The organism is Mycobacterium sp. TH-M106 (genome assembly GCF_057473765.1).
The window spans coordinates 1-7,122 of sequence record NZ_JBYCLE010000245.1 but is presented as its reverse complement, the minus strand read 5'-3'; the positions used below and the strand labels follow the sequence as shown (position 1 = coordinate 7,122).

5 protein-coding genes and 1 pseudogene are annotated in these 7,122 nt (G+C 67.2%); 5 read left to right on the top strand and 1 reads right to left on the bottom strand.

Annotated features, from left to right (window positions below):
• Window positions 1-650, bottom strand: a 650-nt coding sequence (locus AC2VOP_RS08550; protein ID WP_486960564.1) for a GNAT family N-acetyltransferase, incomplete at its 3' end; no start/stop codon positions are given.
• 277 nt (window positions 651-927) lie between these two features.
• Here AC2VOP_RS08550 and AC2VOP_RS08545 point away from each other — a divergent pair.
• The 5 genes and pseudogenes from AC2VOP_RS08545 to AC2VOP_RS08525 form a co-directional block, all read left to right on the top strand.
• Window positions 928-2,385, top strand: coding sequence for an NAD(P)/FAD-dependent oxidoreductase (locus AC2VOP_RS08545; RefSeq protein ID WP_486960563.1), 1,458 nt, complete (start codon window positions 928-930; stop codon window positions 2,383-2,385).
• A gap of 20 nt (window positions 2,386-2,405) precedes the next feature.
• The gene (locus tag AC2VOP_RS08540; RefSeq protein WP_486960562.1) at window positions 2,406-2,582 is read left to right on the top strand and encodes a hypothetical protein; all 177 of its coding nucleotides are present in this window, start codon (window positions 2,406-2,408) and stop codon (window positions 2,580-2,582) included.
• A 479-nt stretch (window positions 2,583-3,061) separates the two neighbouring features.
• Window positions 3,062-4,339: an ATP-binding protein gene (locus AC2VOP_RS08535; protein WP_486960561.1), complete on the top strand. Its 1,278-nt coding sequence runs from the start codon at window positions 3,062-3,064 to the stop codon at window positions 4,337-4,339.
• 602 nt (window positions 4,340-4,941) lie between these two features.
• Window positions 4,942-6,720, top strand: a complete 1,779-nt coding sequence (locus tag AC2VOP_RS08530; RefSeq protein ID WP_486960560.1) for a PGRS repeat-containing protein — start codon at window positions 4,942-4,944, stop codon at window positions 6,718-6,720.
• Between the two features lie 53 nt (window positions 6,721-6,773).
• Window positions 6,774-7,122 (top strand): annotated as a pseudogene (locus tag AC2VOP_RS08525) (serine protease); the annotation flags it as partial.

Here is a 7,122-nt window from a genome sequence, read left to right as displayed (position 1 = left end):
ACAGCCTTGGCGAAGCTGGTCTTACCGGTACCCGGCGGCCCGAACAGGATGGCCGCTTTCGGCGGTGAGACGCCGTACCTTTCCGCAACATCGGGCTCGGTGAGCGGCATCACGATCCGCCGCTCCACGACCTGCTTTTCTGTCTCCATGCCCGCCACCGCATCCCAACCTGCACACGGAAGCACCTGTCCGCCGAGTTGCGCGAGCAGACCCGCATCTGAGCTGCGGACAACGTCGATCTTCTCGAAATACGTCAGCCCGGCACGCTCCTGATAGCCGCAGTGTCGCAGCGCCGCGGTGCCGGTGGCCCCGGCCGGAAGCAACGCACCGATTCGCCGGACTCCCAGAGTGCGCAGACGCAGCTCCAACTCCGCGAGCAAGGCGCTGCCGATCCCGCGGTTACGCCACTTGTCACCCAGTGCGACCATCGCAATCCAGGCGCGCTCGCCATCGAATTGGGCCAACCCGGCCCCTGCGACTTCCTCGCCCACAACGGCGACCACTGCCGGGCGCCCCGACCGAGCCGAGGACACCACCTCAGAAATCGTAAACACCGGCGGTGCCCCGTCGGAGTGACGAGACTCCTCCCAGATGGAGATGACCTGTTCGAGGTCGTCGTCGTGAAAGTCGCGGAGGCGCCACCCGGGCATGATCGACACCTCCATCCGAGTGCAGCCGATGTTCACGGGCAGTGGTCGACACCGCAAACCACCATCGCGCACGACCCACGGGTGATTCCGCTGCGCCGTCTAGGCGTAAGGCACCGAGTCAGTATACCCCAGTGGGTATAGATCTGCGACTTTCGCAGTTCTGCGGCTGCGCGCAGACCAGGGCGTAGTCGCAAATGCTGAGGGGCGGGCACAATTGCGACATATACCCCACGCGGTATACCATGGGCCTGGATTGTCTGTCGACCGAGGAGCACCAATGGCACGAACCGTCATCCTGGGCGCGGGGATCGCCGGACACACCGCCGCGCTGCACCTGCGCCGAATGCTATCCCGAAAGCACGAGGTCGTCGTAATCTCACCGCAGCCCGACTGGAACTGGATACCATCGAACATCTGGGTCGGAGTTGGCCGGACGGACGTCAAAAAGGTGCTGGTTCCGCTCAAGCCCGTCTATCAGCGCAAGGGCATCGTCTTCCACCAGGGTCTTGCCACCGCGATCCGGCCCGAGGGTACGGGCGAGCAGTCGTCGCCGTCGGTGGATTTCACCTACACCGACGAGGAACACCGTGGTGAGACCGGAAACCTCAGCTATGACTACCTCATCAACGCCACTGGTCCGCAGCTGAACTTCGCCGCCACACCCGGCCTGGGACCCGACGGCCACTCCTGGTCGGTGTGCACCGCTGCCCACGCCGCAGCAACGGCCCAGGCCTTCGACCAGGTCGTCGCCAAGCTGAAGGCTGGCGAGAAGCAACGCCTGGTCGTCGGCGTCGGACACGGCACCTGCACCTGCGAGGGCGCGGCGTTCGAGTACACGTTCAACGTCGAGCACACGCTGCGCAGCGCCGGGGTGCGCGACCTCGCCGAGATCATCTACCTCACCAATGAATACGAACTCGGCGACTTCGGCGTCGACGGCATGCAGTTCGTCGAGAAAGGTTTCGTGCAGTCCAGCCGGATGTGGACCGAGTCGCTGTTTCGCGAGCGCGGCGTCAAGGCCATCACCCAGGCGCACGTGAGCGAGGTCATGGACGGCAAACTGCGCTACGAGCAGCTTGACGGCAACGAGCACACCCTGGAGTTCGACTTCGCCATGCTGCTGCCGCCGTTTCGGGGCGTGGCGCTGGCCGCCTATGACAAGGACGGCGCCGATATCACCTCCGCCCTGTTCGCGCCGTCGGGCTTTCTGAAAGTCGACGCCGACTACTCGGGGAAGCCCTACGAAGAATGGTCCGCCGATGACTGGCCGCACACCTACGAGTCGCCCGCCTACCCGAACATCTTCGCGCCGGGCATCGCTTTTGCGCCCCCGCATCCGATCTCGAAGCCACGCAAGAGCCTTAAAGGAACGGTCATCACCCCATCCCCACCACGCACCGGCATGCCGTCGGGCATGATGGCCAAGGCGGTCGCCGAGACCATCCGCGACCGAATCACCAAGGGCGCCCCCGTGCCCGCCCACCAGGTCTCGATGGCGACCGTGGGCGCCGCGTGCGTCGCCTCGGCCGGCACCGGTTTCGGGCAAGGTTCGGCTGCGGCGATGACGATGTACCCGATCGTTCCCGATTGGAAGAAGTATCCGCAGACCGGCCGCGATATCGCCGGCACGTCTGGAGAGATCGGTTTGGCCGGGCACTGGATAAAGCTGGCGCTACACTACCTGTTCATCTACAAGGCAAAAGCCCGGCCGTTCTGGTGGCTGATCCCCGAATGACCCGAATGAGAGGCGCTCTCGTGGACGACGACAGCATCGAGTCGACGGCGAACGCCCGGACTGCCGAAAGCATCGCCTCTGCCCCGCTGCCCACCCGCGGCACACTGTGGGCACGCCAGAGCCTGCTCATCCAGCCCTGGCGGTTCGTCCGCTACAACCTCAGGATGATACGGATAATCCTGCGCGGGCACGGCTGATCCAGCCGGCCGTGAGCAGTCCGCGCGAGGCCAGATTGGTGTAGCGCTCGGCCGCTTCCACATGGTGCTTGATCTGCGTGTAACTCGCACCAGCCACACCCCGGCAGGCCGAGACGTAGTGTCGATTCGTCGGGAACGGCACCAGGACGCCGTGAAAGCCGCCTGTGGCACCAACCGACCGGGTTTCAGTCAGGTATTCGAAGACACGCCCTCGCGGGCCGTCTCTAAAACGCCGCGACCGCAGGTCGGTGGGGTCCGCCGATCCCGGCCGGTGTCGACCCCAGGGTCCCGGCGTCTGTCAGAGGCCGCTGATCGGGAGCGCCCCGAACGTTTCTGGCCGTAATTTTACGCGAGCATCTGGCCCGGGTCTCGCGCGTGGTAGCCGCGAGCTCACCGCGAACGCCTCGCCGTGCGGCAAGCTGAAATTCTGTGTAGCTATTTGGCTAGTCACTAGTCAAATAATCGACTAGTATCTAGGCATGCAACCGCCTGATGCGTATATCTCTCGTGCAGCCGAACGACGACTGGACGAACTGGTGGCGGGCCTGCGGATCGTGATGGTGAACGGCCCGCGCCAGTCTGGGAAGTCAACGCTGCTGACCCGTTACCTCGACCGAGTGGGCGGCACCTATCGCACCCTGGACACTGTCGACATGCTGCAGGCGGCGCGTGACGACCCGGTTGCCTTCGCACGGTACGGAGCACTACCGCGAGGTATCGACGAGGTGCAACTCGGTGGTGATCAACTAATCCGCGCGATCAAGATGGTCGTCGACGCCGATCCGCGACCGGGATCGTTCGTACTGTCGGGATCGAGCCGGTTCCTCACCGTCCCCACGCTTTCCGAATCTCTTGCCGGACGCCTCGCGTTCGTCGAGCTGTGGCCGCTCAGCATGGCAGAGCGCGTGGGCAGCCAGCAGGTCATCGTGGGCCGCCTCTTCGACGACCCAGCCGGGCTGCTCGCAACGTCGACGTGGAACCGTGACGCCTACCTCGAATGCATCGTCGCCGGCGGCTACCCCGAAACGCTGCGAATCCAACCTGGCGTTGCCCGGCGCGCCTGGTTCGACGGGTATCTCGCCACGGTGATTAATCGCGACATCCGCGACTTCGCCTCAGTTGCCCGCGCGGATGCGGTCGCCAAGCTCCTCGGTCTCGTGGCAGCGCGGTCCGGTAGCCTCGCGATTCTCACCGATCTCGCCCGGGGTGCGGAACTGGCACGGGACACTGCCCGCAATTACCTGTCCTACCTGGACATCGTGTTCTTGACGGTGCAGTTGCCCGCCTGGTCATCGAACCGGGTGTCGCGTCTAGTCAAGACACCGAAGCTCTACGTGAGCGATTCCGGACTCGCGGCCCATCTGCTGGGTGCCGACGCCGACGCAATCGCCGAACCCGGCAACGCAGTGCTCGGACCGCTGCTGGAAACCTTCGTGGTCGGGGAGCTGACGAAATCCATTGCAACCGCTGATATTAGGGCCGACTTGTACCATGTCCGGACCACCGACCGCCGTGAGGTCGACTTCCTGTTGGAGGGTCCGCGAGGCCGGGTTGTGGCCATCGAGATAAAGGCGTCCACTTCGCCGGGCGCCGATGCCTTCCGCGGACTGCGCTGGATTGGTGCACACCTGGGCGACAAGCTGCACGCCGGCATCTTGTTCCATCTCGGTATGCACTCGGCCTCGCACGGCGACCGGCTCTACGCGATGCCACTGTCGACGCTCTGGGGGCACAGAACACTGCCGTGCGACAACTGACCGTCATGCTCGGCTTCGCCATAGGCCGCAACGCCATCGCGGCCTACCTGCACTGGCGACGACAACCCCACGAGCGAGCCACCTAACGCCGGGCACCACGACCAGCGCCAACCCACGCCGGCCACGCCGACCCAGACGTCGCGTGGCATTCGTCGTGCCAGCTAAACTCACACCCGCCACACCCTGATCGGCACAGACTGCGTACCGTTGCATCAGGAACGGCACTAGGACGCCCAGGACACCGCTGAAATCCGCTGGTCGCGCGGATCGGCGGGGTTTTAGTCAGGTAGTCAAGGATGTCCCTCGCCCTTCGCCCTCGTCGCCCTCGGGGACTGGCCTGAAATACCTCCACACCTGGTCAGCGTGCGGCCGCGGGAACGGTTTGGAACGTACCCATGAAGTTTTTGGGACGCACCGCCCGAATTGACCTGCGGCGACAGAGCGGTGAGCACCCCGGTTAAGTTCACCGAATATGCTCGGGGACAGCTCGTGTCGGGTGTAACCGCCCGACGGGAAAAATTTCGCTGGGGGTCCGGGTGTTCGGTTGTAAGGGTAGTGGACGGCATCGTGGTCGTCGCTGGGTTGGGTTGGGTTCGGCGGCGGTGTTTCTGGCGGCGGTTGCGCCGGTCGCCCGTGCGGACGTCGGGCTCGACGATCTGCTCGACCCCACTCTCTGGCTCGATCCTGCTGCATCGGCCGACACCAGCGATGCGTTTCCTGACTCGGTCGCCGCGGTTCTGCCCGACCCGGGCGCCGGCGACCCGGCAGCGGGGGTCAACGCCGCCCTGGGTGGGCTTGCTGATCCGCCGGTCTCGGGGGTAACCAGTTTCATCGACTCCGGGGGGCTGATGGGTGCGATCTACGGGGCACTGCATGGTCTTGGGGAGGCTTGGATCACCAGCCCGGTGACCGCGCCTATCAACAATCTGCTGAACGAGCCGTTCGAGGAGCTGACCGGCCGGGGACTGATCGACAACGGTGCCGTCGGTACTGAGTTGCATCCCGACGGTGGGGCCGGTGGCTGGTTGTTCGGCGATGGCGGTGCCGGCTGGAACTCCACCGAGACCGGGGTGGCCGGCGGCGAGGGTGGTGCGGCCGGGCTGTTCGGCAACGGCGGCGCCGGCGGCGACGGTGGGACCGGCGCTGCCGGCGGTGCCGGGGGCGCGGGCGGGTTTGTGGTCGGTGACGGCGGCGCCGGTGGTAACGGCGGGGACGGCAGCGCCGGCGAGCCCGGCGGTAACGGCGGCAACGGTGGCGCCGGTGGCTTCTTGACGTCCGGGATCGGTGGCGACGGCGGCAACGGTGGTGCTGGTGGGCCGGCCAGCGGTCCCGACGGCATCGCCGGTGCCGGCGGCGACGGTGGTAGCGGCGGCACGGGCAGCAAGGAGGGCTTCGCTTATCCGGTGGTGTTGGCCCTGCTGCTGACGTATGCCACCGGGGGTGACGGTGGGGCCGGCGGTGATGGCGGCGCGGCCACCGGGACCGATGCCGTCGCCGGCGCCGGCGGCGACGGTGGCGTCGGTGGTGACTCCATGCCACTGGCCGGCGGTGTTCCTGGCGGCAATCCCACCACGTTGGGGGTCGGTGGCATCGGCGGCGCGGGTGGGGCCGGTGGCGACGCCACGGGCGCCGGCGCCGTGGCCGGGGTTGGTGGCACGGGCGGTAACGGCGGTCACACCGAGGGGAATCCCATCGCCATCGGCGGCGACGGCGGCAACGGCGGCGACGGCGGCAATGGCATCGACGGTGCTCAAGCAAACCACGGCGGCAACGGCGGCGCCGGTAGCGCTAGCAGCTCGTTGATCATCGATCAAGCGGGTGCCGGCGGTGACGGCGGCGCCGGCGGTACCAGCGGCGCCGGGACAGGCGGGACCCCCGGGCGCGGCGGCACCGGCGGGACGGGCCTTGGCGTGGGTGGACTTGTCAACGGCGGTGGCGGCGGCGGTGGCGGGGGCGGAGGCGCCGGCGATGGTGGGACCGGGGGCAATGGTGGTGACGGCGGCACGGGCGGTGTCGGCCTGTCCCCGGGTTCCGGTGGCGCCGGTGGGTTGGGCGGCGCAGCCGACGGCGGCACCGGCGGGGACGGTGGCACCGGCGGCACCGGCGGCAGCGCCGCAGCCGGCGGAAACGGCGGCAACGGTGGTGCCGGCATCCCGGGCGGCACCGGTGGGGCAGGTGGCAATGGCGGCAACGGCGGCGGCGGCTCCAACGCGCTCAACATCGGTGGAAACGGCGGAGACGGCGGCCGCGTCGGGGTCGACGGTAACGGCCGTGGTGGCGACGGCGGCAACGGCGGAAACGGCGCGTTTGCTCAACCCGGCGGAAACGGTGGAAACGGCGGCGGCGACGGCACCCCGGGAACCCCCGGAGCCCCCGGCTGACGCCAGAGGTGAACGCGGGACCGAGACGAAATGGATAATGTTTCCCTGTGCGCATTGGTCGTGGCTCGCTGGTGGCGACAGGGTTCGCGGCGGTATTGCTGGCCGCGCTTTCCTCTCCCACCGCCTCGGCGGCCGTCCCGCTGGGCGGCGGGGCCGGCATCATTGTCGGCGGCAGCTATTGCACGTTGGCAACCATCGGACACGACAACACCGGAGACCTGGTTGGCTTTACCGCCGCGAGCTGCGGCGGACCTGACTCCCCAGTCGTCGCCGAGGGCTCGGAAAGCCTCGGACCGGTGGGTACTGTGGTGGCCCTTGCCAACGACCCTGGTCTGAAGTACTCCGTGATCAAATTCGACCCCGCCAAAATCACCCCGATTGCTAACTTCGCCGGATTCGTCA

Bases quoted from the DNA above. Each gene is read 5' to 3' on its own strand.
- AC2VOP_RS08545 (WP_486960563.1), top strand. From the start codon at position 928: ATGGCACGAACCGTCATCCTGGGCGCGGGGATCGCCGGACACACCGCC.
- AC2VOP_RS08535 (WP_486960561.1), top strand. From the start codon at position 3,062: ATGCAACCGCCTGATGCGTATATCTCTCGTGCAGCCGAACGACGACTG.